26 protein-coding genes are annotated in these 24,805 nt (G+C 30.8%); 20 read left to right on the top strand and 6 right to left on the bottom strand.

Going from position 1 to position 24,805, the window contains the following annotated elements; translation table 11 throughout:
- Positions 1 to 6: 6 nt before the first annotated feature.
- The 4 genes from HX088_RS01620 to HX088_RS01605 all read left to right on the top strand — a co-directional run bounded on the left by HX088_RS01620 (position 7) and on the right by HX088_RS01605 (position 5,711).
- Positions 7 to 1,605, top strand: a complete 1,599-nt coding sequence (locus HX088_RS01620) for a DUF6850 family outer membrane beta-barrel protein (protein ID WP_286483098.1) — start codon at positions 7 to 9, stop codon at positions 1,603 to 1,605.
- A 7-nt stretch (positions 1,606 to 1,612) separates the two neighbouring features.
- Positions 1,613 to 2,758: a cytochrome-c peroxidase gene (locus HX088_RS01615; protein WP_188320048.1), complete on the top strand. Its 1,146-nt coding sequence runs from the start codon at positions 1,613 to 1,615 to the stop codon at positions 2,756 to 2,758.
- A gap of 82 nt (positions 2,759 to 2,840) precedes the next feature.
- On the top strand, positions 2,841 to 3,239 hold the full coding sequence (locus HX088_RS01610; protein ID WP_286483095.1) for a hypothetical protein: 399 nt from the start codon (positions 2,841 to 2,843) through the stop codon (positions 3,237 to 3,239).
- 69 nt (positions 3,240 to 3,308) lie between these two features.
- Complete coding sequence (locus HX088_RS01605) at positions 3,309 to 5,711, top strand: heavy metal translocating P-type ATPase (RefSeq protein ID WP_286483093.1); 2,403 nt, start codon at positions 3,309 to 3,311, stop codon at positions 5,709 to 5,711.
- A gap of 52 nt (positions 5,712 to 5,763) precedes the next feature.
- Here HX088_RS01605 and HX088_RS01600 read toward each other — a convergent pair whose 3' ends face one another.
- From HX088_RS01600 to fumC, 3 genes are all read right to left on the bottom strand, one after another.
- Entirely contained in the window at positions 5,764 to 6,216 is a 453-nt protein-coding gene (locus tag HX088_RS01600) for an RES family NAD+ phosphorylase (protein WP_188320045.1), read from the bottom strand.
- A 2-nt stretch (positions 6,217 to 6,218) separates the two neighbouring features.
- A complete protein-coding gene (locus HX088_RS01595; RefSeq protein ID WP_171622518.1) occupies positions 6,219 to 6,653 on the bottom strand; it encodes an Xre family toxin-antitoxin system antitoxin in 435 nt (144 codons plus the stop codon).
- Between the two features lie 127 nt (positions 6,654 to 6,780).
- Positions 6,781 to 8,178 carry a class II fumarate hydratase gene (gene fumC / locus HX088_RS01590; RefSeq protein ID WP_171622519.1) on the bottom strand — a complete coding sequence of 466 codons (1,398 nt, stop codon included), beginning with the start codon at positions 8,176 to 8,178 and terminating at the stop codon, positions 6,781 to 6,783.
- A gap of 125 nt (positions 8,179 to 8,303) precedes the next feature.
- On the opposite strand from fumC, the gene HX088_RS01585 reads away from it, so the two are divergent.
- Complete coding sequence (locus tag HX088_RS01585; RefSeq protein ID WP_225541985.1) at positions 8,304 to 8,510, top strand: hypothetical protein; 207 nt, start codon at positions 8,304 to 8,306, stop codon at positions 8,508 to 8,510.
- Positions 8,511 to 8,561: 51 nt separating this feature from the next.
- Here HX088_RS01585 and HX088_RS01580 read toward each other — a convergent pair whose 3' ends face one another.
- Positions 8,562 to 9,014: an SRPBCC family protein gene (locus tag HX088_RS01580; RefSeq protein ID WP_284583666.1), complete on the bottom strand. Its 453-nt coding sequence runs from the start codon at positions 9,012 to 9,014 to the stop codon at positions 8,562 to 8,564.
- 103 nt (positions 9,015 to 9,117) lie between these two features.
- Here HX088_RS01580 and pafA point away from each other — a divergent pair, with 103 nt between their 5' ends.
- The 4 genes from pafA (at position 9,118) to HX088_RS01560 (ending at position 13,700) form a co-directional block, all read left to right on the top strand.
- Entirely contained in the window at positions 9,118 to 10,764 is a 1,647-nt protein-coding gene (gene pafA / locus HX088_RS01575; RefSeq protein ID WP_286483091.1) for an alkaline phosphatase PafA, read from the top strand.
- A 137-nt stretch (positions 10,765 to 10,901) separates the two neighbouring features.
- On the top strand, positions 10,902 to 11,963 hold the full coding sequence (locus tag HX088_RS01570) for a linear amide C-N hydrolase (protein WP_171622522.1): 1,062 nt from the start codon (positions 10,902 to 10,904) through the stop codon (positions 11,961 to 11,963).
- Between the two features lie 74 nt (positions 11,964 to 12,037).
- Positions 12,038 to 12,871, top strand: a complete 834-nt coding sequence (locus HX088_RS01565; RefSeq protein WP_286483089.1) for a sulfurtransferase — start codon at positions 12,038 to 12,040, stop codon at positions 12,869 to 12,871.
- A gap of 217 nt (positions 12,872 to 13,088) precedes the next feature.
- The gene (locus HX088_RS01560) at positions 13,089 to 13,700 is read left to right on the top strand and encodes a hypothetical protein (RefSeq protein WP_225541989.1); all 612 of its coding nucleotides are present in this window, start codon (positions 13,089 to 13,091) and stop codon (positions 13,698 to 13,700) included.
- Between the two features lies 1 nt (position 13,701).
- Here the strand turns inward: HX088_RS01560 and HX088_RS01555 are convergent, their stop codons facing one another.
- Complete coding sequence (locus tag HX088_RS01555; protein WP_284583670.1) at positions 13,702 to 14,802, bottom strand: putative type IX sorting system protein PorV2; 1,101 nt, start codon at positions 14,800 to 14,802, stop codon at positions 13,702 to 13,704.
- A 105-nt stretch (positions 14,803 to 14,907) separates the two neighbouring features.
- Between HX088_RS01555 and HX088_RS01550 the strand changes: the two genes are divergently transcribed.
- The 5 genes from HX088_RS01550 (at position 14,908) to HX088_RS01530 (ending at position 19,318) form a co-directional block, all read left to right on the top strand.
- Positions 14,908 to 15,648, top strand: coding sequence for a CDP-alcohol phosphatidyltransferase family protein (locus tag HX088_RS01550; protein ID WP_260543118.1), 741 nt, complete (start codon positions 14,908 to 14,910; stop codon positions 15,646 to 15,648).
- The gene (locus HX088_RS01545; RefSeq protein ID WP_286483083.1) at positions 15,645 to 16,403 is read left to right on the top strand and encodes a 3'-5' exonuclease; all 759 of its coding nucleotides are present in this window, start codon (positions 15,645 to 15,647) and stop codon (positions 16,401 to 16,403) included. Before HX088_RS01550 ends, HX088_RS01545 begins: the two co-directional genes overlap by 4 nt.
- Before the next feature lie 3 nt (positions 16,404 to 16,406).
- On the top strand, positions 16,407 to 17,015 hold the full coding sequence (locus tag HX088_RS01540) for a fumarylacetoacetate hydrolase family protein (RefSeq protein ID WP_260543122.1): 609 nt from the start codon (positions 16,407 to 16,409) through the stop codon (positions 17,013 to 17,015).
- A gap of 8 nt (positions 17,016 to 17,023) precedes the next feature.
- The gene (locus tag HX088_RS01535) at positions 17,024 to 17,482 is read left to right on the top strand and encodes a hypothetical protein (protein WP_260543124.1); all 459 of its coding nucleotides are present in this window, start codon (positions 17,024 to 17,026) and stop codon (positions 17,480 to 17,482) included.
- Between the two features lie 66 nt (positions 17,483 to 17,548).
- A complete protein-coding gene (locus tag HX088_RS01530) occupies positions 17,549 to 19,318 on the top strand; it encodes a MutS-related protein (RefSeq protein ID WP_286483080.1) in 1,770 nt (589 codons plus the stop codon).
- Positions 19,319 to 19,325: 7 nt separating this feature from the next.
- On the opposite strand, the gene HX088_RS01525 is transcribed toward HX088_RS01530, so the two are convergent.
- Positions 19,326 to 19,982, bottom strand: a complete 657-nt coding sequence (locus tag HX088_RS01525) for an HAD family hydrolase (RefSeq protein ID WP_284583675.1) — start codon at positions 19,980 to 19,982, stop codon at positions 19,326 to 19,328.
- 218 nt (positions 19,983 to 20,200) lie between these two features.
- Between HX088_RS01525 and HX088_RS01520 the strand changes: the two genes are divergently transcribed.
- The 6 genes from HX088_RS01520 (at position 20,201) to coaBC (ending at position 24,804) form a co-directional block, all read left to right on the top strand.
- Positions 20,201 to 20,668 carry a hypothetical protein gene (locus HX088_RS01520; RefSeq protein WP_286483078.1) on the top strand — a complete coding sequence of 156 codons (468 nt, stop codon included), beginning with the start codon at positions 20,201 to 20,203 and terminating at the stop codon, positions 20,666 to 20,668.
- A 225-nt stretch (positions 20,669 to 20,893) separates the two neighbouring features.
- Positions 20,894 to 21,772: a 4-hydroxy-tetrahydrodipicolinate synthase gene (gene dapA / locus HX088_RS01515; RefSeq protein ID WP_188320032.1), complete on the top strand. Its 879-nt coding sequence runs from the start codon at positions 20,894 to 20,896 to the stop codon at positions 21,770 to 21,772.
- Between the two features lie 11 nt (positions 21,773 to 21,783).
- Positions 21,784 to 22,287 (top strand): ferritin, encoded by a 504-nt coding sequence (locus HX088_RS01510; RefSeq protein WP_188320031.1) that lies wholly within the window; start codon positions 21,784 to 21,786, stop codon positions 22,285 to 22,287.
- A gap of 84 nt (positions 22,288 to 22,371) precedes the next feature.
- On the top strand, positions 22,372 to 23,256 hold the full coding sequence (locus tag HX088_RS01505; protein ID WP_171622534.1) for an outer membrane protein assembly factor BamD: 885 nt from the start codon (positions 22,372 to 22,374) through the stop codon (positions 23,254 to 23,256).
- A gap of 25 nt (positions 23,257 to 23,281) precedes the next feature.
- Positions 23,282 to 23,605, top strand: a complete 324-nt coding sequence (locus tag HX088_RS01500) for a DNA-directed RNA polymerase subunit omega (RefSeq protein ID WP_019973784.1) — start codon at positions 23,282 to 23,284, stop codon at positions 23,603 to 23,605.
- Complete coding sequence (coaBC, locus tag HX088_RS01495) at positions 23,605 to 24,804, top strand: bifunctional phosphopantothenoylcysteine decarboxylase/phosphopantothenate--cysteine ligase CoaBC (protein WP_286483072.1); 1,200 nt, start codon at positions 23,605 to 23,607, stop codon at positions 24,802 to 24,804. The genes HX088_RS01500 and coaBC overlap by 1 nt, the downstream gene beginning before the upstream one ends.
- The last annotated feature ends 1 nt before the right edge of the window (position 24,805 follow it).

The following is a 24,805-nucleotide window of genomic DNA, read 5'->3' as shown; positions in this document are numbered from 1 at the left end:
TAGAACATGAAATCAATTGATTTAACAACATACGACAATAAATTTTTGAGAATCGCTTCTTTTACTTGTTTATTTTTTGCAAGTCAATTGTTCGCGCAAGAAAATGATTCGATAAAAGTGACTTCTAACGAAGCAGAGCAATTTATCAAAGATTTGAATTGGGAATTGCCTATTGCAACGCATTCTTTACCAATAAAAGATTATACACATACCGGAATTTATTTCAATCATAAAAACAATCAATTTACTCGTAAACAAACAGCAGAAGAAACAAATCGTTATGGATTTCTAAGCGAAGGTTTATACACGACAGAAAATGGTTACAAAATTTTTGGAACGATAAACCTTGAAAAGTTTACAGAAAAAAATCTTAGTTGGAATCTTTCTGACGAACGTACAGATGAACAACAAGTATTGTCGCCACAGTATTTTTACGTGCCACGTGCTGCTGATTGGGATAATCAGCGCTATTTGATTCGTGGAGGAGTTTCTAAAAATTTCGGAAAAATGACATTAGCTGCAAAAGCTGAATTAAATGTCAATAAAATGGCTCGTAAATTAGATCCTCGACCTGAAATTAAAAACAATCAATTAGTCGGTGAAATTCAGGCTACTTACGAAATTATGGACGGTCATCAACTTTTTGTTTTAGGAGCTTATGGGCGAAAAGACAAAGATTTTAGTATCGTTTATAAAAATAGAAATTTGGATGTTGAAGCTTATCCAGAAACCTATTTACGTTATATGGCAGGATATGGTCGTGTGATTAATAACCCGTTGAGAAATAAAATTGATAATGAAAAATCACTTTATCAACATTTTACTCGAAATATTAGTTCAAAAATTGGTGGTGGTTATCAATTTAGTTCTGACAATACAAGTCTGATTTTAGGTTATAATTACCAAGAAAATCAACAACGTATGTATGATAGCAAAACGAAGGAAGATAAATTCTTTATTTACGTTTGGGATATCAATGAGCAATTTGTTTATGCCAATTTCATGACAACGTTTGATAACAATACGATGAATGCTCGTTTAGATTTCTCGAGAAAAGATGGTGAAAATTATGATGTTTCAATTGGTGGAATGAACTATCAAAATCGTTTACAAAATGTGAATTTAGATGTTAATTTGGCGAATCGTGATCAATCAAAAATGAATTATTTCATTGGTTTCAAATCAAGTTATAATCAAAATAAATATTACGATGCATTAGCAATTTATACCATGAAAATTAAATCGTTGGATGTTGGTGTTTATGGGAATAAAGATGTTATATTGAATAATAAATCAAAAATAAATATAGGTTTAGCTTTTAATTATTATGCGCTACTTGATTCCTATTTTGATTATACGAAAATGACAGGTATTAATGAAGATACATTTTATAACAATGTAGCCGCTTATGATTATGCTTATAATACAACAGATCATCTTGATGCATCCACCTCTATACGCTTCATTTTACCGATTAAAAATAATAAGACAATCGAGCTATATACACAGTTAAAAGGTATATTTGCAACAAATAAAAGTAATTTTACCCGAATTAATACAGACAATACCTATTGGATGAACTTCGGAATTCAATTAAATTATTAAAATGATTATGAAAAAAATACTTCCATTATTTGCAATAGGAGCTACTACTCTATTTTATGCATTTAACAGTAATAAAATAATCGACCAAGGTTATACAATTACCGATTTACGAGCATTGTATAGTAGTGGAGATCAGTCTAAATGGCCTACTCCAACTGTTGACGAAAGTGTTTTGAATGATGGATTTGAGGATATTGGAACATTAGGAGAAGTTCCTTTTCCCAAAGATAATCCATATACAAAAGAAAAAGCTGAATTAGGGAAAACGTTATTTTTTGATCCTCGTTTATCCAATTCTAATCAAATTTCTTGTGCAAATTGCCATGATCCTGAATTAAATTGGGGTGATGGTCGACGTGTTCCTTATGGAGAAGACCGTCAATTGGGTGCACGTAATTCACCAAGTTTAATGAATGTGGCTTATGCTAAAGTAATGTTCTGGGATGGTCGAGCAAAAACGTTGGAAGAACAAGCTGAATTCCCAATTCGTGATAAAAAAGAAATGAATCATCACATCGATTTTGCAACAAAAAGAATTGCTCAAATTGCTGGTTACAAAGATTTGTTCAAACAAGCTTTTGGAGACGAAAACGTATCAAATGATCGCATAACGAAAGCAATTGCTACTTTTGAACGAACAATTTTAGCTCCAAAAAATCGTTTTGATAAATTTATTGCTGGAAAATCAGATGAATTAACAGATCAAGAAATCGAAGGTTTACATCTTTTCCGTACAAAAGCAAGATGTATCAACTGTCACAATTCGGCTTATTTTTCGGATAATAAATTCCATAATATTGGATTAACGTATTATGGACGAGAATACGAAGATTTAGGTTTATACAATACAACTAAATTAGCAAAAAATGTTGGTGAATTTAAAACACCTTCTTTGCGTGAAGTTCCTCAAAATGCACCTTATATGCACAACGGATTGTTTCCTACTATTCGTGGTGTCTTAAATATGTACAATGCTGGAATGTTTCACTTTCAACCAAATGAAAAACAGAAAAATGATTCATTATTTCCTAAAACATCTGATTTGGTGAAAAAACTTAATTTAACAACTTCCGAATTAGATGCATTAGAATCCTTTTTAATGAGTCTGAAACAGAATCAATACAAAATGCGCCCACCGCATTTACCAAAATAAAATTATAACACAAAAAGCCTCAAAATTGAGGCTTTTTTTGATATAATTCGTTTATATTTAAATTCATTATTAAACATTTAAGTTGAGAAAGCAATATCATTTTCGTCGAATCAATCAACAATTTTATATTTGGGATGTTGATCGATTGATTAGCTTAACACAAAATATTCTGCCAAAAAAAATTCCTTTAAGTGCTATCAGCGAATTAAACGAGTCTTATTGGTACAGTAATGAAGGAGATGTTCCTACATGTAAATCGATTGCCGAACATATGATTTTGGTGAATAATGCTGATCTTTCGTATCCTATTATTTTATGTCCAGAAGGTAAAATAATGGATGGCATGCATCGCGTCGTGAAAGCATATTTAAATGATTATATTTCAATTCATGCTTATCAATTAAAAAAACTTCCTGAACCTGATTTTATAAATGTTGATCCGCAAGACTTACCTTATGAAGACGATAATCTTATTTTATAAATTTATTCTACAATTGTATAACATAATTTCTTAAAAATTACTTGAAATTTGTAGTATAAAATAACTATTATGAATACGCAAACCCTTATTATACCGCTTCTTAATTTAGAAACGCAAGAACAAGTTTCTAAATTGAACCAAATGATATCTGAAGTTGAAAATCTGGATAGTTTTTTTATTGATTTATCAAATAAAAGTGTTTCGCTGACGGCAAAAAAAATGCCTAAAGTAACAGCTAAAGTTTTTCAAATCCTAAAACAAAATAATTTCAAAATCGATTCTGTCGAAATAAATTACCCCGTACTTAACATGACTTGTGCTTCATGCGCAAGTAGCTCGCAGGCAAATTTAAAACGTCAACCAGGTGTTGTAAATGCTGAAGTGAATTATGGAAATGGAATGGGAAAAATAGAATATATTCCTTCTTTAACTTCTCCCGAAAATTTAAAAAATGCATTAGTTGAGGTTGGATTTGATTTAGTGATTGATGAATCAAAAAATCAAGACGAAGAAATAGAACAACTTCATGAAGATAAATACCTATCACTAAAAAAGAACGTGATATGGGCGCTTGTTTTTGGTATTCCTTTGTTCATTATAGGAATGTTTTTTATGAATATGCCTTATGGTAATTATATCATGTGGGCGCTTTCTACTCCTATTCTCTTTATTTTCGGTCAACAATTTTTTGTTGGTGCGTGGAAACAATTGAAAAATAAGACAGCTAATATGGATACTTTAGTAGCTTTGAGTACTGGTGTAGCTTATATATTCAGTGTTTTCAATACATTATTTCCAGAATATTGGCACAGCAAAGGTTTACACGCTCATCCTTATTTTGAAGCAGCTGGTTTGATTATCGTTTTTATTTTGATTGGTAAATTGATGGAAGAACGTGCGAAGGGAAATACATCTGAAGCAATCAAAAAATTAATAGGTCTGCAACCCAATACGGTTTCTGTTTTAAAAAATGGAAATCAAGTTGAAGTAAAAATTGAAGATGTGCAAATTGGAGACTTGATTTTATCTAAACCTGGAGATAAAATTGCCGTTGATGGAATAATTATTTCTGGAGAAACTTTTATCGATGAAAGTTCTTTAACTGGTGAACCTCTTCCTGTCGAAAAAGGAGTTGATGCTACTGTTTTTTCAGGAACGTTGAACCAAAATTCTCCTATTCAATATAAAGCCTTAAAAGTTGGTAATGATACGCTCTTAGCTCAAATCATTCAGTCTGTGAAGAATGCACAAGGTAGTAAGGCGCCAGTTCAACAATTGGTGGATAAAATAGCAGGAATTTTTGTTCCGATTGTAATTATCATAGCAATTTTAACTTTTATTACATGGTTAGTTTTAGGTCAAGAAAATGCGTTTACCATGGCACTTTTATCCATGATAACTGTATTGGTTATCGCTTGTCCTTGCGCACTTGGTTTGGCTACACCTACTGCAATTATGGTTGGAATGGGAAAAGGAGCTGAACAAGGAATTTTGATTAAAAATGCAGAAAGTTTAGAATTGGCAAAGAAAATTGATACGATTATCTTAGATAAAACAGGAACAATTACAGAAGGAAAACCTAAAGTACAAGAATTAATTTGGTTTGATGATTCTGCTAAAAATATACTTTATACCATCGAGAATAATTCGCAACATCCCTTAGCCAAAGCTATTACTGCACATATTGGTAAACAAGAAAATTTATCGGATTTGAAAGTTGAAGATGTTTCTGGAAAAGGATTAAAAGCAACTCGTTTGAACAAAGAATATTATGTTGGGAAAATAAGTTGGATGAACGAATTGAACATTCAAATTGAGGAGAATGTTAAACAAACAATTCAAGATTTTTCAACTAAAAATTATACCACTTCTTTCTTTGGTGATAATGAAAATGTTTTAGGTTTGATTGGAATTTCAGATGAAATAAAAGCAACTTCTATTGAAGCTATAAAAGCATTTCATGAAAAAGGAATTGAGGTTTGGATGGTGACTGGTGACAATGAATTTTCTGCGAATGCAATTGCTAAACAAGTTGGAATTGACCAAGTTGTAGCGAATGCTTTACCTCATGATAAAATGAATATCATCAAAGATTTACAAAATAAAGGAAGAATTGTTGCGATGGTTGGTGATGGAATTAATGACAGTGCAGCTTTGGCACAAGCAGATGTTTCGATTGCAATGGGAAATGGTTCTGATATTGCAATTGATGTTGCCGAAGTAACGTTAATCGGTGGCGATTTAACAAAAATTAATCATGCGATTAATCTTTCAACACAAACAGTTAAGACTATTCATCAAAATTTATTCTGGGCATTTATTTATAATGTAATCGGTATTCCAATTGCGGCAGGTGTTCTTTATCCAATCAACGGATTTTTATTAGACCCAATGATTGCAGGAGCTGCAATGGCTATGAGCAGTGTAAGTGTTGTAACAAACAGTTTATTATTGAAATATAAAAAGATTTAAAACCTTCATAAATCAATAAATCGCCTAAAGATTTAGGCGATTTTTTTATGCTTTATAATAAACGATCATCCCAATTGTAATCTTCTATTTCTTTGATTTTTACTTTCGAAGAAAAATCGGGATGTTTTGTATTAATTAAATAATTGTATTCTTTCGGAATGATTGACGAAGGAACTTTCATCACCAAATATTTAAAATCTTGATACCAAGCAGATCCAATTTCTTGAAGTTTCGGATAAGACTCTACAGATTGCCAATTTTTGGGTAATTTAGAATCCTTTACATTGTAAATTTCATCTTCTGTACAATCAATTTCAATCACTAATAATTTGTACGAATTGTCAATCGTAATTGAACTGCGGTGAACCACTAATTCTAAGGTTGATAATGCGCGTGTACTTCCCGAATAAATTACAAATTCATCATTTTTGTTCCATCTGTTGGCAACACCAGAAGCTTGTAATGATTTTGCATATTTAGCTTTACGTATATTGTAAACTAACATTCTTAAACGTTTTCTCCGTACTCAATAGCTGTTAAACGATTGTCAATGAATTTTAAACCAGATACTGTATCCAAGAAATCCATTGGTGCTTTTTTATCCAATAAAACGTTTGGAGTTGTTAACCATTTTTCGAAATCATCTTTTGTGTTAAAAACCTCTAAACCATGTTTATACAAAGAAATTAAAAGAACAACATGCTCTTTCGTATTGTCTTTTAATGAAACGTCTTTTGTTTTATAATTTCTATATGTACGCGTTGTAATATTTAACCAATTCGAAATAATATCATCTTTTAAACCAGATAATTCGTCTAGATATTTGATGTATTTTTGATCGATATTATAACTATTTACATAGAAATAGACATTAGTGAAATCTCTTACTTCAGGAATTTCATCAATGATTTGCTTGTAACTTTTTAGTTTTATTGTTGCCATAATTTTAAACTTTTACTAAAGATACAATTTTTCCTCTTAATAAAGGAATTTTTTCTCAATTATTTTAATACGTACAAAAAAAGAGGTTACAAAAGCAACCTCTTTTACTATAATGATTTATATTTTCTTATTTTAAAGAACCAACCATATCTTCTGGTTTTACCCATTCGTCAAATTGTTCAGCAGTTACATATCCTAATGCAATTGCAGTTTCTTTTAACGTAGAGTTATTTTTGTGTGCAGTTTGCGCAATCTCTGCAGCTTTGTAATAACCAATTTTTGTATTAAGCGCAGTTACTAACATTAATGAATTATCTACTAATTCTTTGATACGAGCATAATTTGGTTCGATACCTTGTGCACAATGTTCGTCAAAAGAAACACAAGCATCCCCTAATAAACGTGCAGATTGTAAGAAATTTGCAGCCATTAATGGTTTGAAAACATTTAATTCATAGTGACCTTGAGTTCCACCAATCGTAATTGCAACATCATTACCCATAACTTGAGCAGCAACCATAGTTAAAGCTTCACATTGTGTAGGATTTACTTTACCTGGCATGATAGAAGACCCTGGCTCATTTTCTGGAATAATGATTTCACCAATACCTGAACGAGGTCCTGAAGCTAACATACGAACATCATTTGCAATTTTGTTTAATGAAACAGCTAATTGTTTCAACGCTCCGTGAGTTTCTACGATGGCATCGTGAGCAGCTAACGCTTCAAATTTATTTTCTGCAGTAACAAATGGATGACCTGTAAACTCAGCAATGTATTTAGCGACTACTACATCGTATCCTTCTGGAGTGTTAAGTCCTGTACCTACAGCAGTTCCTCCTAATGCTAATTCAGATAAATGCGCTAATGTATTTCTTAATGCTCTTAAACCGTGGTTTAATTGTGCTACATATCCTGAAATTTCTTGTCCTAATGTTAATGGAGTAGCATCCATTAAGTGTGTACGACCAATTTTTACAACGCTTTTAAATTCTTCTGCTTTCTTAGCTAAAGTATCACGTAATTGTTCAACACCTGGAATTGTTACTTCAACAACAGCTTTGTAAGCGGCAATATGCATACCTGTTGGGTAAGTATCGTTAGAAGATTGAGATTTGTTCACGTCATCGTTCGCTTTCAAAACAGGTTCTCCTTCTCCAATTTTACCTCCTGCTAATACTTGAGCACGATTAGCAACAACTTCGTTCACATTCATGTTAGATTGTGTTCCCGAACCTGTTTGCCAAATAACTAATGGAAATTGATCATCTAATTTACCTGCTAAGATTTCATCACAAACAGCTGCAATAGCATCTCTTTTTTCAACTGGTAATACACCTAACTCAGCATTTGCATAAGCTGCAGCTTTCTTAAGATAAGCAAAACCTTCAACGATTTCTTTTGGCATTGAAGCAGCTGGACCAATTTTAAAGTTATTTCTTGAACGTTCTGTTTGAGCGCCCCAATATTTGTCAGCAGGAACTTTTACTTCCCCCATGGTGTCTTTCTCAATTCTGTATTCCATTTTTTATTTTTATTATATTTACTTATCTCACAAATTTAAGAAATCGTTTGATGAAAGAAAAGTGATTAATGTTAGTATTTCTATAAATTTTATTTACTAAGTTTGTATCACATAAAAATAAAATCATGATTCAATTTTTAGGTTTCTTATTATTCTTAGTAATCGCTTTATGCGGATTTTGGGGTATCATCTTCTTTTCAACGATAGCTATCTCTTGGATTCCATTTTGGGTTGCGAATTTAAGAAAAGAAAAAGCAGGAATAGTAACAGCGGAAGATCCTCGTCCGATTTTACCAAATCAAGAAGGAATCACAGTATTATTCAAAAAATAATCGGCTGTAAAAAAAATTAAAAAGAGACTTGACGAAGTCTCTTTTTTTATTCTATTCAACTTTCAAATCATCATCTACATTACCTTCTAAATAACTCTTCAAACTAATTCGGATAATCTCTGACCATCCAGCTTCAAAACTTTCACGAGAAAAATTCTTGTCTTCTGGCGGAAATGACTCAATTCCTTCGTGAATTAACGTCAGTTTAGTTTGTGGAACAAATTCATTTTCTATCACTTCTAATAAAAAGGTAACAACAGAATTTCCTTCGTAAACTGGATATTTCCATGTATACACTAATTTAGATTGTGGAGCAAAATCTACTATTTTACAATGATGTAAATACGAACCTCCGTAAAATTCGAATTCAAATCCTTCTTCTAGAACAAATTCATCAATATCAAAATACCATTTATCAAAAGCAGCTTTTGTCGTTAAAGCATCCCATACTTTATCTATTGACGTGTCAAAAATCTCAACGACTACAACGGGTTTAGCACTCATAATCTATTTTTTTATGTTTTTGTTTAATTTACTAATTATTTAATTATTATTTAAATTTCGGCCAAAATTAAATTGTTACATTTGTCTTTGTAAAATTTTAAAAATGAAATTTAATAAAACTTTTTTAAGTGTTTTAGGACTTTTTGCAGGGCTTTCTTTATATGCACAACAAGAAGTAAACCGTCCTAAATTAGTGGTTGGAGTTGTCGTAGATCAGATGCGTTGGGATTATTTGTACCGTTATCAAGATCGTTATTCTCAGGGTGGTTTCAATCGTTTATTAAACGAAGGTTATAGCAACGAAAACACTTATATTCCATATATTCCTACTTATACGGCGATTGGTCATAGTACGATTTATACAGGTTCTGTCCCAGCTATTCATGGAATTGCGGGAAATGATTTTATCATTCAAGCAACTGGACAAGAGATGTATTGTACACAAGATGATACTGTTAATGGAGTTGGTACTTCTTCTAAAGCAGGGAAAATGTCTCCTAAAAACTTGTTGACTTCTACGGTTCCTGATCAATTGAAATTAGCAACTAATTTTCGCTCAAAAGTATTTGGTGTTTCATTAAAAGATCGTGGAGGAATTTTACCAGCAGGCCATTTTGCTGATGCTGCTTTTTGGTTTGATGGAGAATCTGGAAACTGGGTTTCGAGTACATTTTATATGAACGAATTGCCAAAATGGTTACAAAAATTCAATGATAAAAGAGTAACTGAAAAATATTTAGATAAATGGAATACACTTTATCCAATTGATACGTATGTACAAAGTGAAAAAGATGGAAATCCGTATCGTCAGAAGTATAAAGGATTAGATAAAATGCAATTTCCTTATGATTTGAAAAAATTAAAAAAAGAAAATGGTTTGGGATTAATTCGTTCTACTCCATTCGGAAACTCGTTGACAAAAGATATCGCAATTGAAATTATTGATAACGAAAAATTAGGTCAAAACGATAAAGGAATTACCGATTTCTTAGCGGTTAGCTTCTCTTCTACAGATTATGTTGGTCACCAATTTTCACCAAATACTATCGAAATGGAAGATACTTATTTACGTTTAGATAAAGATTTGGAACAATTATTCAATCATTTGGATCAAAAAGTTGGAAAAGGCGAATATTTAGTTTTCTTAACGGCTGATCATGGTGGAGCACATAATCCAAAATATTTCCAAGATAAAAAAGGAAACGCTGGATATTTTCAAACTTCAGAAGTAAAAAATGCTTTAAATGCTAAATTACAAGCTGAATTTAAAACTGCTGATATTGTACGCTCTTTATCAAATTACCAAGTCCATTTGAATAATCAGCTCATTGAAACTAATGATTTAGATGAAGAAGATATCAAAGATGAAATTGTGAAATTCATGCAAAAAGTTGATGGTGTTTCTTTTGTTGCAGATATGGACAAAATCGGAAATGCATCAATTCCTTCTGAAATTAAAGAACGTATGATCAACGGTTTCAATCGTAAACGAAGTGGTGCAATTACCTATATTTTAGATCCACAATGGTACGGAGGAAAACTAAACGCTGGCGGAACTACTCACGGAACTTGGGGATCTTACGATGCTCATATTCCATTTGTTTTAATGGGATGGGGAATTAAACAAGGTAAAAATAATAACCGAGTTTATATGACTGACATCGCTCCTACTTTGTCTGCTTTGTTACACATTGAAGAGCCAAATGGGAACATTGGTAAACCAGTGGTTGAGGTGATTAATCAAAAATAATCTTTCACATAGCATTTAATTCAAACGCAATCATTCATGGTTGCGTTTTTTTATGTAATTATGATATTAAATCAATCATGTATAACTGATATAAGAATTATAATTCTTAAATTTAGATACACAAATATCACCTCATAATGAAAAAGAATTTTTACAACAAACTTACTTTAACATTATTCTCTACCAACTTACTATTTTTATTAGCTCCAAAACTTGATGCTTGTACAAGAGTTGTTTACAAAGGTCCAGAAAATACAGTAATTACTGCTCGTTCTATGGATTGGAAAGATGAGATTGATGCCAACATTTGGATTTTTCCAAGAGGACTAGATCGCACCGGAAATGTTGGGAATGCATCAGAAAAATGGACTTCAAAATATGGTAGTGTAATTACAAGTGCTTGGGATATAGCGACAACTGATGGTATAAATGAAAAAGGATTAGTTGCAAATGTATTATGGTTAGTTGAAAGTCAATACCCTAAATTTGATCCAAAAGGATCTAAACCTGGAGTCACAATTGCTGCATGGGCACAATATGTATTGGATAACTATGCAACTGTGAATGAAGCAGTGGAAGATTTGAGAAAAGAAAAGTTTGTAGTAGTTTCTGATTACATTCCAGGAACGCAGAAATTTACAACTTTACATCTTTCAATTTCTGATGCTAAAGGTGATAACGCTATTTTTGAATATGTAAATGGTAAATTAAAAATACATCACGATTCATCTTACACGGTCATGACTAATTCGCCTATTTTTGAAGAACAATTAGCCATTAATCAATATTGGAAAGGAATTCCTGGAACGATAATGCTTCCTGGAACTAATAGAGCTCCTGATCGTTACGTACGTGCATCTTATTATATCAATGCTATTCCACAAACTGCAGATACACGTATTTCAATTGCGAGTGTTTTTAGTGTCATCAGAAATGTTTCAGTTCCTTTAGGAATTTCGTCAGAATCCGAACCGAATATTTCCTCTACTCGTTGGAGATCAGTTGCGGATCATAAAAACTTAGTTTATTATTTCGAAACTACAAAAACACCAAATACTTTTTGGGTTGATTTGAAGAAGATTGATTTTAATAAAAATGCTTCAACAAAACGATTAAGCGTTAGTAAAAATGAAACTTATGCTGGAGAAACTTCTCTACTCTTTCATCAGGCAAAGCCATTTACTTTTGTTGGAATATAATAAATAAAGGCATAATTCAAAAACGTAATCAAAATGGTTGCGTTTTTTTATATTTATAACATACTATTTAGTCTATGAAATTTGATACTCCAATAATAACTGCAATCGAATTAAAAGAAAACATACATCTTGATAATTTGATTATTTTAGATTGTACGATTGATAAAATTGGTCAAACCCTGCAAAACGAAAAATTAGAGTTAATTACAAATTCTGTGTTCTTTGATTTGGAAGGAAAATTTTCTGATCATTCTATTCAACTTCCTCATACTTTGGTTGATGAAAATACTTTTACAACAGAATCTCAACAACTTGGTATTAATGATAATTCTATCATCGTTTGTTATGATCGATGGGGTGTTTATTCAAGTCCACGCGTTTGGTGGATGTTCAAAACGATGGGACACAAAGAAGTATATGTTTTGGATGGTGGTTTACCTGAATGGAAAAAAAATAATTTTGAAACTGTTTCTTCACATTTACAACCTCGTGAAAAAGGTGATTTTGTTGCTCACTTGCAGGAACATTGGTTTGCTGATACACAAGTTATGTTAAATGCGATAAATGACAATTCAAAAATCATTGTAGATGCACGATCACAAGGCCGTTTCGAAGGTGTTTCTCCCGAGCCAAGACAAGGTTTGAGAAGTGGACATATTCCAAATTCAAAGAATTTATATTTCGAAAATGTTTTAAATGGTGAAAACTATAAATCTTCAGCTGAATTAAAATCTATTTTTGAAAAATTAACTGATTCGTCTAAAGAAAATATTTTCACATGTGGTTCCGGAATTACAGCTTCTATTCTTGCATTAGCTTCTACAATTGCAGGTTACGAAAATATAAAAGTCTATGATGGTTCTTGGTCTGAATGGGGCGCTGATGAAAATTTACCGATTGAGAGATAACCTTATGTTAATTTATAAAAATTACGATGATTCAGATTTTAAAATAAACAATATTTTAAAAAATTCGTTCTATATACTAAATTCATTAATATTTCTAATCATATTATATATACTAATAAAAGAAATCATATTTGAATTTGCTATTTTCTTCATAATTCACTGGTTTATATCAGGTTATTATATTTATAAAAAAACTTTATCTGTTGAATATTTCGAATTGCATGAAGATTATGTTTTAACAAAAGGATTTTTTGACAGAAATTGGAAGAAAACTGCTTTATCAGAAATTACGTATGATTATAATTACAAAAAAGATGCAGAATACTTAACGATACATTTAGGTGATAAATTATTTGAATTTGGAGCATCATCAAATCTGACTATTTCAGAATACTTTGAATCAAAATGTAAAAAAAATATTTTTTATAAACGATCATGGAAATATTATTTCTATCATATACTTTGTTTTTCTCCTTTTTTATTGACAATTATTTCTGGTGCAGTTTTAAAGAATGATCAAGATCAATTAATGAATGCTTCTGTTAATGAAAAAGGTTTGATTGAATTAAAAGATCAAATTAAAGAAATTCGTTTTAAAGGAAGAAGTGCAACTGCTACTATTGATTTAAATAAATACAAAGAATTTGATTTTTCATTTGAAGATGATTCAATTCGTTTAAAGAAATTAAAAGATGGCGATTCTATAGAATTCTATATTTCTCCGTACGAATACGAAAGAAAAATTTTAAAATCTAAACCATTAAAATGGTACGATCGAAATTTTGGTTATAGTTCTTTAACTGTCTATAGAATTAATAAAATTGATTAATCTATCTCCACTTATCCATTTCGAAACGAACAGAAAAAATATTAGAGTATAAACCTATTCCGCTATCACCAAAATTAGTTAAAGCATAATCAATTGAAATTCCTTTGTATTTGAACCCTACTCCAACATTTGGTTGAATTTGAGTTTTTTGTTTTCCATCAAATTGTTCAATTTTTTGTAAATTATTCAATCCTCCGCGAACAAAAACCATGTCATCATAAGCTAACTCGATACCGGCTTGTGGTGAAATAGAAAACCCTTTTCCAGAAATTGCTGCATTAGTTTGTTGAAATTCAACACTCATATCCACTTCACCTAACAAGGACCAACGGTCATTAAAATCGAATTTTTTTCCTACACCAAATTGTAATTTTGGCATTGTTAACTCGATATTTTCACCTGGCAAATCGTTCAGAATTGTTGGTTCACCTTCATTGTTTGGTTCATCAATAGAAATTTCTTTTACTTTGTCTTTATTAATACTCCAAGCGTTAAAAGTTGTTGTAATATCACGTGCCATCACACCAAAATACATTTGATTATCAGTACGATATTGCAATCCAAGGTCGATTCCAAAACCAAATCCTTTTGCAAATTTTCCTATATGTCGATAAACTATTTTAGCATTAGCTCCAAACTGAATATCTTTATTATTGAAGACATTTCCCGCATACGACATTGTCAAAGCATAATCTGCGGTAGAAAATTTAGAAATCTTATCGTAATTAATATTCCCTTGATTATCGATTAGTTCTGTTGTATTTAGAATATCATCCACACCAAAACGCATCAACGAAAAAGCTATGGTAGAATTACTTTCTCTCAACGGAATAGCAACTGCTGCGTAGTCAAATTTTGCAATAGATTGAAAATATTCAGCGTGCATTGCAGAAGCTTCCCAATCGTACGTAATTTCTGTTAAACCAGCCGGATTCCAATAACTTGCATTGGCATTTCCAATATTTGCCACAACCGCATTTCCCATTGCAAAAGAGCGAGCGTCTGCACCAATGTTTAAAAACTCGTTCGAGTATTTGCGTGCAGTTTGAGAAAAAGCAAATTGACTTGCAAGAACAGATAATAAAAGGAATATTTTTTTCAAAATTGATAAATTACGTATATAAAAACTCAAAATTAGTGGTTTTATTGTGTTTAAAAAGGATTCAGATTAATATTTGTTTGTATTTTTGTCCTGAAAAATTCATTTATGAAATTATTTACAATTCCAAACTTTCTAACACTACTTAACCTTTCGTGTGGTGTATTATCAGCCATTTTTATGATATCGAGTAATGCTCAAATTACAACTACAACAGTTACAATTGTCATGGTTTTGATGATAATTTCTTTAGTTGCCGATTTCTTAGACGGAATGGTTGCTCGCTTAATGAATATTGGTAGTCCTATCGGAAAAGAGTTAGATTCTTTAGCAGATTGTATTTCGTTTGGTGTAGTTCCTGGATTGATGTTATTTTCGATTTTTAATCATTTGTCAACTGATTTTATTTATGAAAATGAAAACTTAAAAATTTCAGCTCTTTCATTATTTGCATTTTTAGTACCAGCTTTTTCTGCTTTACGATTAGCAAAATTTAATTTAGATGAAGATCAAAGTACTTATTTCAAAGGATTAGCAACTCCATCTAATACCTTATTTATTTTTTCATTATTTTCAATTTATTACAACAAAGGACAAATTATCAATCCAGAAATTGATACGTATTTATTAATCGCTGTGTCTATTGTTTTTAGTATCTTATTAATTATCGATTTACCATTATTTGCCTTAAAATTTAAAGGATTGAGTTGGGCAGAAAATTATTATAAATACATTTTCTTAATCATTACAATTGGTTTAGTAGCTTGGTTGCAAGTGGCTGCTATTCCATTAATTATCCTATTATATATCATCATCTCAATCATTTTTAGAAAAGAAATTACAAAATGAAATTAACTAAAAATATCTGTTTCTTTGATTTAGAAACGACAGGAACAAATGTTTCGAAAGACCGAATCGTTGAAATCTCTATTGTGAAAGCTTTTACAGATGGAACAAAAGAAGTAAAAACATGGAAAGTTAATCCAGGAATTCCTATTCCACCAGAAACAACTTTGATTCACGGTATTTCTGACGAAGACGTTGCAGACGCTCCTTCTTTTAAAGAATTAGCGCCAGAAATTATGGAAATGATCAAAGATTCTGACTTGGCTGGATATAATTCGAATCGTTTTGATATTCCACTTTTAGCAGAAGAATTATTGCGCAATGGTTTTGATTTTGACGTATCAAAACATCGCACAATTGACGTACAAGTGATTTATCATAAAATGGAACCTCGTAATCTGAGTGCTGCATATAAATATTATTGTGATAAAGAGTTAATCGATGCACATTCAGCTGAAGCGGATACTATAGCAACTTACGAAGTATTAATGGCTCAAATAGAAAGATATGATGAACTTGAGAATGACAATAAATTTTTGAGTGAATTTTCTTCTCAACGCAAAACAGCTGACTTAGCAGGCTTTATACAATACAACGATAAAGACCAAGAAATTATTTCGTTTGGTAAATATAAAGGACAAGTTGTAACGGATGTTTTTGCAAAAGATCCTGGTTATTATTCATGGATTCAGAATGCAGATTTCCCTTTGTACACAAAGAAAGTTTTTACTCGAATCAAATTACAAAACGGTTTTTAAACAATGAAAATTATTTGTGTCGGACGAAATTACGTCGAACATGCAAAGGAATTAAATAATCCTATTCCAGAATCGCCTATGTTTTTCATGAAACCCGATTCTGCAATTTTGAGAAAAGGTTTTCCATTTGTGATTCCAAGTTTCACAAAAGAAGTTCATTTCGAAACAGAAATTGTGATTAAAATAGATCGTGTTGGTAAAATGATTCAACCGCAATTTGCAGATCGTTATTATTCTGAAATTGGTTTAGGAATTGACTTTACAGCACGCGATGTACAACAAGAGTTGAAAGAAAAAAGGTTTCCTTGGGAAATAGCAAAAGCCTTTGATGGTTCTGCCTTTGCTTCAGATTTTTTTCCGAAAGAAAATTTTGATTTAGAGAATTTAGCATTCAAATTAGATCGAAATGGTGAAAATGTACAAACGGGAAATTCTAAAGATATGATTTTCCACATCAATACATTAATCGCAGAATGTTCTAAATATTTCACGTTGAAAAAAGGCGATTTAATTTTTACTGGAACGCCAGCTGGTGTATCTAAAATTAATTCAAAAGACATGTTAGAAGGTTTTTTGAATGATGAAAAAGTATTTGAAATAAAAGTTTTATAATCATTAAAATGAAAAATATATTTTCATTTATTATTATATTTTTATTGTTTTCTTGTAAAAAAGAAAACAATATTGTTGCACCTGTAATTCATGAGAATGTAATAACAATGAATTCAATTTCTGACAATTACGATTCGATTACTACAAAAGTGAAGAAACTTGGTGATGAAGATGCTTATTCTGAATTATTTTATCATTTAAAAGATTCAAATTTTGAAGGTAGAACAGATTCTTTAATGATTTATTCAAAAATAATGGCAGAAAAATATCACTTTGAAAAAGCTTATATAGATTATTTGGATGCAGTAACTGAAAAACATGGAATTGAAAATAATATTGGAAATTATTCAACAATTAACCTTTCACAATTAAAATCTAAAGAAAAGCAGGAAATTATTGATTGGCTTTCTAAAATGGTTGAAAAAGGAATAATTACAGAAAAACAATTTCAAGAAGTTAAAAAATAATAAAAGAGCGAAATTTCGCTCTTTTATTATTTATACCACTACCTTTAATCAGAAATAAAATTAAGAATGGAAGAATATCTAAAAATAGAAGAAAAAATAAACCAAGATTTCATCACTTTAAAATCGAAAAAGAATAAAATAAGCAATGTAAGGCTTCTGTCGTTTATTAGTTCACTTGTGTTTTTCTCGCTTTATGTTACTTCAAGTAATGATTTATATTTAATTATTTCTACAATATTATTTGTGGTTTTCATCATTTTGGTGGTAATTACTTCCAGGATTTCTACTCAACTTACCTATTTTACACAAGCTTTAGAAATAATTTCACAACTAAAAACTGATGATTCTATCGATCAATTTGTTGAAGATAATTCTAAATTCAATAATGTTTACAACAAAGATTTAGATATTTTAGAAGGTAATTCAATCTTTAATCGAATCAATAAAACACAAACGCGAATCGGTAGTTTACAATTGAAATATTATTTATCGAATTTAATTTTAGACAAAACCAAAATTATAGAACGTCAAAACGCTTTTACAGAATTAGCTAAAAAAAGAGATTGGATTGTGACATTTTTGACATTTATGAAACGATTAAAAATGAATCAATCTTCTATTTTTGTTTTTGAAAATCGTGTATTTAACAATCAGTTTTTGAAAGTTATTCCAAGTGTTGTTTCTGCCATCAATATGCTTTGTTTTGTCTATTTGGCTTTCATTGGTTTTCCAAAAGTAATAGTTTTTTATTGGATATTAACCGCTGTATTCGTTTCGAGTGCAATTACGTTTGTCTACAAAAAACAACTAAAACGAGTGGCTGCATACACCACAATGAAAGCAGATGAATTGGATAATTTATATGAAGTTTGTAAACATATAGAGGATGAAATTTTTCAATCGAAACTAAACTCAGAAATACAAGCAACGTTTAAAAATCCAACTAAATCATCTTCATTAATTAAAACCATTTCTTCGACCAAAGAAACCTTAGATGCAGCTAATTTTCCAATTGTTGGTTTTGTATTAAATACTTTTTTCTTGTGGCGATTAAATTATTCAATAAAATTTGAAAATGAAGTTCAAAAAACTGTTCATCAAATCAAACCTTGGTTAGATGAATTGGCTAAACTGGAGGCTTTTGTTTCGTTTGCTTTATTTAATGATAAGTTTAAATTTTTTACTTTTCCAACTGTTGCAGATGAACCTTATGAATTAAAAATATATAATGGTTTTCATCCATTATTGAATGAAGAAACTGTTGTTAAAAATGATTTTGAGACAAATCGTCCAAATAATATTGCAATTATAACGGGAGCAAATATGGCTGGAAAAAGTACGTTTCTTCGTACAATTGGAACAAATTTAGTACTGGCTATGAACGGTTTAAAAGTAAGTGCAAATAAAATGTCATTTTACCCAATGGATTTATTTACAAGTATCCGTACAGCAGATAATTTGGCTTCAGGTGATTCTTATTTTAAAAATGAAATCAATAAATTGAAAATTTTAATTGATCGATTGGAGGATAATCAACCGCAAATTATTATTCTGGATGAGATTTTGAAAGGGACCAATTCAGAAGATAAATTGATTGGTTCGCAAAAATTTTTGGAAAAGCTTATTCAATCTCCAACGAAATTAATAGGTTTTATCGCAACACACGATTTAGAATTAACGAAAATGGAAAACGATAATCCTGCTCATATTATCAATTATTGTTTTGAATTGAAAAACATTGATAACAATTATTTTTCGGATTACAAATTAAGAAAAGGCACTACCAAAATGATGAATGCCATTTTCTTAATGAAACAATATAAAATTATTGATTAACATAAATCTATTTCAAATCAATAATATAGGCTGCATTTATTTGTTTAAAATCATCAACTATCGAATTTGCTTTTTCTAAATTTTGATTTTTAGAATTGACGCTTTTATAACCTAAACAATAGAGGTTTGCGCAAAATGCAGCTTCAATTCCGTTTGTAGAATCTTCGATAACAATGCACTCGTCATGTTCTGATTTGGCTATTTCAGCCGCATGTAAAAAAATAGCTGGATCAGGTTTTGATTTAGGAAAGTTTTCACCCGATATTTTATGTGAAAAATATTGATCCAATTGAAAACGACTAAACACACGATCAATCGTACTTTTTGATGCAGACGAAGCTAAGATTAATTCAATTTTATTAGCATACAAATCTTTAATCAACTCTTCTACTCCATCTATTAAATACAAATCAGGTTTTGTATCAAAAGCTTCATTAAAAATCGCTCGTTTCCTCAAAACTAAATCATTTACTTCTTCTTTCAAATCAAACTTATCTTTTAAAATTTGATACACATTTTTTGTCGATTGACCGGTAAAAGTTGCAAATAATTCTTCTGTTACTGGAATATTCAATTCTTTATAATGTTCGAAATAAGCGTATTTGTGTACAGGTTCTGTATCGACAATTACACCATCCATATCGAAAATTACTGTTTTTATCATTGTTGTTTTGTTTGTACAAAATTAGCTGTTTAATAGAGATGAATGTAATTTATCTAATTTTAGAATGATTTTAAATTAAGTGAATATACTATTGAATTAAAGTACTATAGGATTTGCTAATCGGTTTTTATAATGTTAATATTTAACATTAAAGTAACATTTGCATGCTTTTTGTTTAACTATTGGCATAACAAAAAAAGAACTAAAAAATTTATAAAATGAAAAAAGTATTATTAGTTGCTGTAATGGCATTAGGAATTTCTCAAGTAAATGCTCAAAACTATAAAAATGCTTTAGGTGTTGTTGTAGATTTAGGAGACGGAGAAACACTTGTAGGTCCACAATTTAAACACTCTTTTGATGGTAAAAACGCTGGTAATGTACAAGTAATGTTTGGTGATCATGTTACTGTTTTAGGTGCTGATTATACATATAATCAATCTTTTTCTGGTACAAACGGATTAGGATGGTATGTAGGGGTTGGACCTCAATTAAAATTTGTAGATAAAGGATATTATGAAGATAAAACAATATTTGGTATTCGTCCACAAGCAGGTTTAGAATATAAAATTCCATCTGCTCCTTTGGCTTTACATTTTGATTGGAAGCCTGATTGGAGATTATCAAATGATTCAGATTTTGAAGCTGGTCGTTTTTCTTTAGGATTTAAATATACATTTAACTAATTTAAAGTCAAAAAGTATAGTAAAGTCACTCAATCGAGTGGCTTTTTTTATAAGTAAAATCATACAATCTTCGATTAATTTAATTTTAAACCTATAAATTAATTGTTATTTTTGGAAGATTTTGGATTTTATCTAAGACCAATTATAGATAATCGCTATAGTTTGTCTATTCAAAATATAATTCCGAAATTTACTTAGTAATAGATTTAATACATTTAATAGAAGATGAAACAATTAATTGGGACAGGAGTTGCTTTGGTTACGCCTTTTCAACAAGATGGTACGGTAGATTATACTGCATTAGAAAAATTAGTAAACTACAGTATCGATGGTGGTGTTGAATATTTAGTTATTTTAGGAACTACAGCTGAAGCTGCAACGCTTACAAAAGATGAAAAGCTAAAGGTAATCGAAACAATAAAGAAAGCGAATGCTAATCGTGTTCCGATGGTTTTAGGTATTGGAGGAAACAATACTGCAGAAGTTATTAAAGAATATCAGGAAACAGATTTGAGCGATTATAGTGCAATTCTTACTGTTTCACCTTATTACAACAAACCGAATCAAGAAGGTATTTACCAACATTATAAAGCAATTGCTGAAAGTACAAATGCAAATATTATTTTGTACAATGTACCAGGTAGAACAGGATCTAATATTACAGCGGATACAACAATTCGTTTAGCAAATGAATTTAAAAATATCGTTGCAATTAAAGAAGCTTCTCCAGATTTCTTACAATCTACAGATATTATTCGTAAAAATACTCGCGAAGATTTTAACATTATCTCTGGTGACGACGAATTTGCTTTACCTATGACATTAGCAGGCGGTTCTGGGGTTATTTCTGTTATTGGTCAAGGTATTCCTACAATCTTTACAGAGATGATTCGCAAAGCATTAAACAAAGAAGTTGATGCAGCTTATAATGCACATTACAAAGTTGTTGAAATAACACGTGCTATTTTCGAAGAAGGAAACCCTTGTGGGATTAAAGCTGTTTTAGACAACAAAGGTGTTTGTAAACCCTATACACGTTTACCTTTAGTTCCTGCATCGGATAATTTAACAACAAAAATTAACCAATTATTATCTAACATCTAAAAAATAAAATCATGATAAAAGACTCAGTATTAAATGCGTTAAATAAACAAATAAAATTAGAAGGTGATTCTTCTCAATTATACTTAGCTATGGCTTCATGGGCAGAAGTAAAAGGATTAGAAGGGACAGCTAATTTCTTATACGCTCACGCTGATGAAGAACGCATGCATATGTTAAAATTAATAAAATTCATCAACGAAAGAGGTGGCAAAGCATTTGTACCACAAATTGAAGAACCAAAACAAGATTTTACTACGTTAAAAGAAGTTTTTACAGCAATATTAAAACACGAATGTTTTGTTTCTGAATCCATTAACGAAATTGTTGGGTTAACATTAGAAGAAAAAGATTATTCTACACACAATTTCTTACAATGGTATGTGTCTGAACAAATCGAAGAAGAAAAATTAGCTCGAAATATTTTAGATAAATTAGAAATGATTGGCTCTGACAAAGGCGGGTTATATCTATTTGATCGTGATGTAGTTACATTAAGCGCAGACACAACAGCGTAATAATTCAAAACTTTGAGATTTTATTAAGAGGATAAGAAAATAATTTTTTATACTTTAGTCCTCAATTTTTATTAAATTTGCAGAATGTTTAAAAAACTAAGCTTACTAGTTTTAATTGGCGCTTCATTAGTGTCTTGTAACAAGACCTACAACAAAGCGATGAAAAGTACAGATAAAGACGAAATCTTTACATTAGCTACGCAGTTATACCAAGATGGTAAATACGACTTGGCAAACGAATTATACGAAAAAATTTCAACGTCTTTTGTAGGAACGGAAAAAGCAGCTGATATTGCATATAATATGGCGCAAGCGAACTTTAACGAAAAAAGTTTTCGTTTGGCAGGTCATCAATTTAAGAGTTTTGCAGGATCTTACCCAATGGATAGTCGTGCAGAAGAAGCATTATTTAAATCAGCTTTTTCTTATTACAAAGATTCACCGAAGTATGATTTAGACCAAACAAGTACTTATACAGCGATTAGTGAATTACAAGGTTTCATTAACTCGTACCCAGAATCAAATCATGTAAATGATGCGAATAATTACATTACAGAGCTTAGACAGAAATTAGAGTTAAAGTCTTTCGAAATTTCAAAAGTTTATTATAAAACGATGAAATATAAGGCTGCTGGTGTGTCATTCGATAATATGATTGATGAGTACCCAGATTCTAAATTTAGAGAAGAAGCCATGATGTACTCTTTGCGTGCTAAAGCAGAATTAGCGTTAAACTTTTCTCGTTTAGAAAACAAAGAATTACGTTTACAAGATGCTAGAACACAATATCTATTGTTAACAAGATATTATCCAGAAACTAAATTCAAGTCTGAAGCAAATAAATTGATGGAAAAAGTTGATAAAGATATAATTGAAACTAAAAAAATTCTCGCTGAATTAGAAGAGTCGAGAAAAAAAATTGAAGCTGAACAAGCTGAATTAAGCAAAGAGCAAAATAATAATAAATAGTAAAATATATAAAAATTCTTTCATTATGAATTTCAAGGATATCGGTGCAGCACCAACAACACAAACTTATGATCGTAATAAAATCGATGAGAAAACAGGAAACTTATACGAGTCGATTGTAATTATGGGAAAAAGAGCAGAACAAATTAACCAAGAAATGAAAACTGAATTAATTCAGAAATTAGATGAGTTTGCTGCACATACAGATTCTTTAGAAGAAGTTTTTGAAAACAGAGAGCAAATCGAAGTTTCAAAATTCTACGAAAGATTACCAAAACCGACATCTATTGCGGTTAAGGAATGGTTAGACAATGACGTATATTACAGAAATCCAAATGAGGATAAATAATGTCTGTTTTACATAGTAAAAAAATTCTTTTGGCAGTTACTGCCGGAATAGCGGCCTATAAAGCCGCTTTTCTTGTTAGAGGGCTTATCAAAAAAGGTGCAGAAGTAAAAGTTATTATGACACCTGATGCACAAAATTTTGTCACTCCACTTACACTTTCAACGTTGTCCAAACACCCAGTTGAATGGGAGTTTTTCGGTGATAAAGGAGACTGGAACAATCATGTAGAATATGCACTTTGGGCTGATTATATGATAATTGCCCCTTGCACTGCAAATACGCTTTCCCATATGGCAGATGGAACCTGTAATAATTTGGTTTTAGCAACTTATCTTTCTGCAAAATGTCCAGTTTATTTTGCTCCAGCGATGGATTTGGATATGTACAAACATCCGTCTACATTAGAAAATATTTCAAAATTAGAATCTTTTGGTAATAGTTGCATTCCTGCAGAAGCTGGTGAACTGGCAAGTGGATTGTTAGGTGAAGGCAGAATGGCTGAACCCGAGAATATTATTTCATTTTTAGAAAGTTCTATTGCAGCTACTCTTCCACTCTACGGAAAAAAAGTGGTTGTTTCTGCTGGACCAACATACGAAAACATAGATCCTGTACGTTTTATAGGTAATTATTCTTCAGGAAAAATGGGTTTTGAGATTGCGAAGGCTGCTACTAATCTTGGTGCAAATGTCACGTTGGTTAGTGGGCCTAGTCATGAATCTGTCATTGGTTATCCTATCGAACGAATAAATGTTGTTTCTGCTCGTGATATGTACAAAGCGATGCACGATAATTTTGCTGATGCAGATGTTGTTGTAATGTCGGCAGCTGTTGCAGATTATCGTCCAAAAGAAATGGCTGAACAAAAAATTAAGAAAGAAAACGATGATAATTTAACCATAGAACTGGTTAAGAATCCAGATATTTTGAAATCATTAGGTGAAATCAAAACACATCAATTATTGGTTGGTTTTGCTTTAGAAACGAATAATGAAGAAGAATATGCAAAAAGAAAATTAACCAAAAAAAATCTTGATTTTATTGTTCTAAATTCGATGCAAGATAAAGAAGCCGGTTTTCAGAAGAATACAAATAAAATTACAATTATTGACAAAGATTTATCGATGCAACAATTTGATGCAAAATCAAAAACTGAAGTCGCAAAAGATATTTTGACTGTTATTTTAAATAAATTATAAC

The sequence above is a fragment of the Empedobacter sp. 225-1 genome (assembly GCF_030328185.1).
GTDB classification, from domain to species: domain Bacteria; phylum Bacteroidota; class Bacteroidia; order Flavobacteriales; family Weeksellaceae; genus Empedobacter; species Empedobacter stercoris.
This window is presented reverse-complemented; position numbering and strand designations above follow the sequence as displayed.

What these genes read in the sequence shown, in the direction of transcription:
- fumC (WP_171622519.1), bottom strand. Translation starts at nt 8,178, where the DNA reads ATGGAATACAGAATTGAGAAAGACACCATGGGGGAAGTAAAAGTTCCT.
- HX088_RS01545 (WP_286483083.1), top strand. Translation starts at nt 15,645, where the DNA reads ATGAAATTAACTAAAAATATCTGTTTCTTTGATTTAGAAACGACAGGA.
- HX088_RS01520 (WP_286483078.1), top strand. Translation starts at nt 20,201, where the DNA reads ATGAAAAAAGTATTATTAGTTGCTGTAATGGCATTAGGAATTTCTCAA.
- HX088_RS01540 (WP_260543122.1), top strand. Translation starts at nt 16,407, where the DNA reads ATGAAAATTATTTGTGTCGGACGAAATTACGTCGAACATGCAAAGGAA.
- pafA (WP_286483091.1), top strand. Translation starts at nt 9,118, where the DNA reads ATGAAATTTAATAAAACTTTTTTAAGTGTTTTAGGACTTTTTGCAGGG.
- coaBC (WP_286483072.1), top strand. Translation starts at nt 23,605, where the DNA reads ATGTCTGTTTTACATAGTAAAAAAATTCTTTTGGCAGTTACTGCCGGA.
- HX088_RS01525 (WP_284583675.1), bottom strand. Translation starts at nt 19,982, where the DNA reads ATGATAAAAACAGTAATTTTCGATATGGATGGTGTAATTGTCGATACA.
- HX088_RS01505 (WP_171622534.1), top strand. Translation starts at nt 22,372, where the DNA reads ATGTTTAAAAAACTAAGCTTACTAGTTTTAATTGGCGCTTCATTAGTG.
- HX088_RS01585 (WP_225541985.1), top strand. Translation starts at nt 8,304, where the DNA reads ATGATTCAATTTTTAGGTTTCTTATTATTCTTAGTAATCGCTTTATGC.
- HX088_RS01565 (WP_286483089.1), top strand. Translation starts at nt 12,038, where the DNA reads ATGAAATTTGATACTCCAATAATAACTGCAATCGAATTAAAAGAAAAC.
- HX088_RS01600 (WP_188320045.1), bottom strand. Translation starts at nt 6,216, where the DNA reads ATGTTAGTTTACAATATACGTAAAGCTAAATATGCAAAATCATTACAA.
- HX088_RS01580 (WP_284583666.1), bottom strand. Translation starts at nt 9,014, where the DNA reads ATGAGTGCTAAACCCGTTGTAGTCGTTGAGATTTTTGACACGTCAATA.
- HX088_RS01550 (WP_260543118.1), top strand. Translation starts at nt 14,908, where the DNA reads ATGAAATTATTTACAATTCCAAACTTTCTAACACTACTTAACCTTTCG.
- HX088_RS01510 (WP_188320031.1), top strand. Translation starts at nt 21,784, where the DNA reads ATGATAAAAGACTCAGTATTAAATGCGTTAAATAAACAAATAAAATTA.
- dapA (WP_188320032.1), top strand. Translation starts at nt 20,894, where the DNA reads ATGAAACAATTAATTGGGACAGGAGTTGCTTTGGTTACGCCTTTTCAA.
- HX088_RS01535 (WP_260543124.1), top strand. Translation starts at nt 17,024, where the DNA reads ATGAAAAATATATTTTCATTTATTATTATATTTTTATTGTTTTCTTGT.
- HX088_RS01605 (WP_286483093.1), top strand. Translation starts at nt 3,309, where the DNA reads ATGAATACGCAAACCCTTATTATACCGCTTCTTAATTTAGAAACGCAA.
- HX088_RS01530 (WP_286483080.1), top strand. Translation starts at nt 17,549, where the DNA reads ATGGAAGAATATCTAAAAATAGAAGAAAAAATAAACCAAGATTTCATC.
- HX088_RS01500 (WP_019973784.1), top strand. Translation starts at nt 23,282, where the DNA reads ATGAATTTCAAGGATATCGGTGCAGCACCAACAACACAAACTTATGAT.
- HX088_RS01615 (WP_188320048.1), top strand. Translation starts at nt 1,613, where the DNA reads ATGAAAAAAATACTTCCATTATTTGCAATAGGAGCTACTACTCTATTT.
- HX088_RS01595 (WP_171622518.1), bottom strand. Translation starts at nt 6,653, where the DNA reads ATGGCAACAATAAAACTAAAAAGTTACAAGCAAATCATTGATGAAATT.
- HX088_RS01620 (WP_286483098.1), top strand. Translation starts at nt 7, where the DNA reads ATGAAATCAATTGATTTAACAACATACGACAATAAATTTTTGAGAATC.
- HX088_RS01570 (WP_171622522.1), top strand. Translation starts at nt 10,902, where the DNA reads ATGAAAAAGAATTTTTACAACAAACTTACTTTAACATTATTCTCTACC.